Genomic DNA, 2,175 nt, shown 5'->3' on the forward strand with positions numbered 1-2,175 from the left:
GTCCGTTCAGATCTCAAGTAATTTTTCCGAAAACATCCGGGCGTATTTCCTTATAGTTTCCTTGTTGAACTCAGTTTCTTCCCCAATGCGGCCCAGACAGGGTGCCCCTGATTTACTCAGAATAATTTGTTCCGTAGTGGGGTGTTCCGCCCCGCTGAACAGGAGGTGCGCTTGAAAGCCCCGGTTTTTTAATGCTTCCAGCGTGAGCAGGGTATGGTTGATACTCCCGAGATAATGACGGGAGACAACGATAATTTTATAATGAGGCTGGATCAGGTCGGCAATAGTATCCTGATCATTTAAGGGAACAAGCAGACCGCCGGCCCCTTCAATAACCAAATGATTGGAAGTGTCCGGTTCCTTTACCTCATCCAGTGCAATACGTATCCCATCTATTTCGGCAGCGGCATGCGGACTCATGGGGGTGTTCAGGGCATAGCTGTTCTTGTGGATCACGGAAATATCATTGGAAATCAGCTCAGACACCTTATCGCTATCTGAATGATGCAGGTCCCCGGCCTGTACCGGTTTCCAGTAATCCGCTTTGAGCGCTTCGACTATTATAGCGGAAGCTACCGTTTTCCCAACCTCAGTTGAGATTCCAGTAACAAAAAGACGTTTCATAGGGCAGTTATATTGTTGGTTTTGTTATCATCCCGCACTTGGTGCAGCGATATTTCCGCTCTTCCAGAAAAGGGAAGAGTTTGTGAAGCAAGGTTTTTCTGCTGATATAAACTTCAGAACGCTGTGCTTTGCAGTTCGGGCATATTATGGGCCGGCCCTGCTTGTCTTGTGCATACGCCCTGATCTCATTGTAAATTTCCAGGGCACGTTCCTTATCCCGGGTATAGACGGATAATTTTACACCCCCGATGGCACTACTTATCAAAGGGTCTGTATTGAGGATATTCTCGTCCCTCAGAAAAACAGGTATTCCTTCAGACTCCAGTTTGAATTTAATTACCTGAACGTCTGCGACATATTCAAAAGCCCCCAGAATGTAGAATTCCTCTTTCATTATACCTGCGAGATATCTTGTACTTCTTGTATGAGTTGCTTTATTTCCTGAGGCCGGTTAAAACTGTGCAGGCAAAACCGGATCCTTTCTTTTCCCGCCGGTACTGTTGGGGCGAAGATGGGACGCACATCAAATCCGGCTTCCTGTATAGACCGAGCAGCCTGTTTCACCCTGCTGTTCTCCGGAAGGATACAGGACTGTATGGCAGCATCGCTCTCTAAAAATATATCATTCAGTCCTGAACGGCTTACCTCCTCCTTAAAGTACCTGATATTATTCATAAGGGAGGTGCGTTGCTCCTTCCCGTATCCCGAATTCATAAACTGATGCGCTATGTATATTGCAGCAAGACTATGGGGGGGAAGGGCCGTGGAATAGATAAAGCTCCTTGCAAAGTTCACAAGGTATTGAATCAATGTCCGGCTTCCCAATATTGCTGCACCATGGGCCCCATAAGCCTTTCCAAAGGTCACTATGCGGGCAAAGACCACATCCTGCAGGCCTTCCTGAACTACCAAGCCAGCTCCCCTCTCACCATATAACCCTACAGCATGCGCCTCATCAACGATAAGGTAGACGCCATTCGCCTCACAGATACGAGCAAAAGCATGCAGATCCGGCGTATCACCATCCATGGAAAAAACGGACTCTGTCACGACATAGATATTCTGCCTCTCTTGTCCTCCCGCAGTTTGATTGGCCCGCTTTATTTTCTGTTCCAGGTCACTAAGGTCATTATGGCGAAATTTAAGGGATTTGGCGAAAGACAATTGGATGCCATCGCGAATACTGGCATGAATATATTCGTCAAAAAGAATAAGATCTCCTTTTTGGGGCAGGGAGGAGAAAAAACCGAGGTTAGCATCATAACCGGAATTAAAAAGAAGTGCAGCATCTGCAAGATAGTATGCTGCAAGAAAATCCTCCACATCCTCACACAGCCCGGTGTTCCCTGACAATAATCGTGACCCCGAGGCACCATTGCTAGTAATGTTCTTTTCCTTCAGATATTGATATACCTCCCGATTGAGTTGCCGGTTCCTGGCAAATCCCAGATAGTCATTAGAACAAAAATCAACTTTACCGACCTCCAGGCTGAGGGATCGCAAGGAACCGTTTGTTTCCCTGTCCTTCAATTTATCCTGCAATCGTTTAGG

At 46.8% G+C, this 2,175-nt stretch carries 3 protein-coding genes; all 3 read right to left on the minus strand.

Annotated elements, in window-relative coordinates:
• Positions 1-6 precede the first annotated feature (6 nt).
• On the minus strand, positions 7-624 hold the full coding sequence (bioD, locus tag AC4E7D_RS14215; protein WP_490174436.1) for a dethiobiotin synthase: 618 nt from the start codon (positions 622-624) through the stop codon (positions 7-9).
• A gap of 7 nt (positions 625-631) precedes the next feature.
• Positions 632-1,018 (minus strand): putative signal transducing protein, encoded by a 387-nt coding sequence (locus tag AC4E7D_RS14220; RefSeq protein WP_490174437.1) that lies wholly within the window; start codon positions 1,016-1,018, stop codon positions 632-634.
• Positions 1,018-2,175, minus strand: a 1,158-nt coding sequence (locus AC4E7D_RS14225; RefSeq protein WP_490174438.1) for an aminotransferase class I/II-fold pyridoxal phosphate-dependent enzyme, incomplete at its 5' end; no start/stop codon positions are given. The genes AC4E7D_RS14225 and AC4E7D_RS14220, both read right to left, overlap by 1 nt.

It is taken from the genome of Lentiprolixibacter sp. (assembly GCF_982873095.1).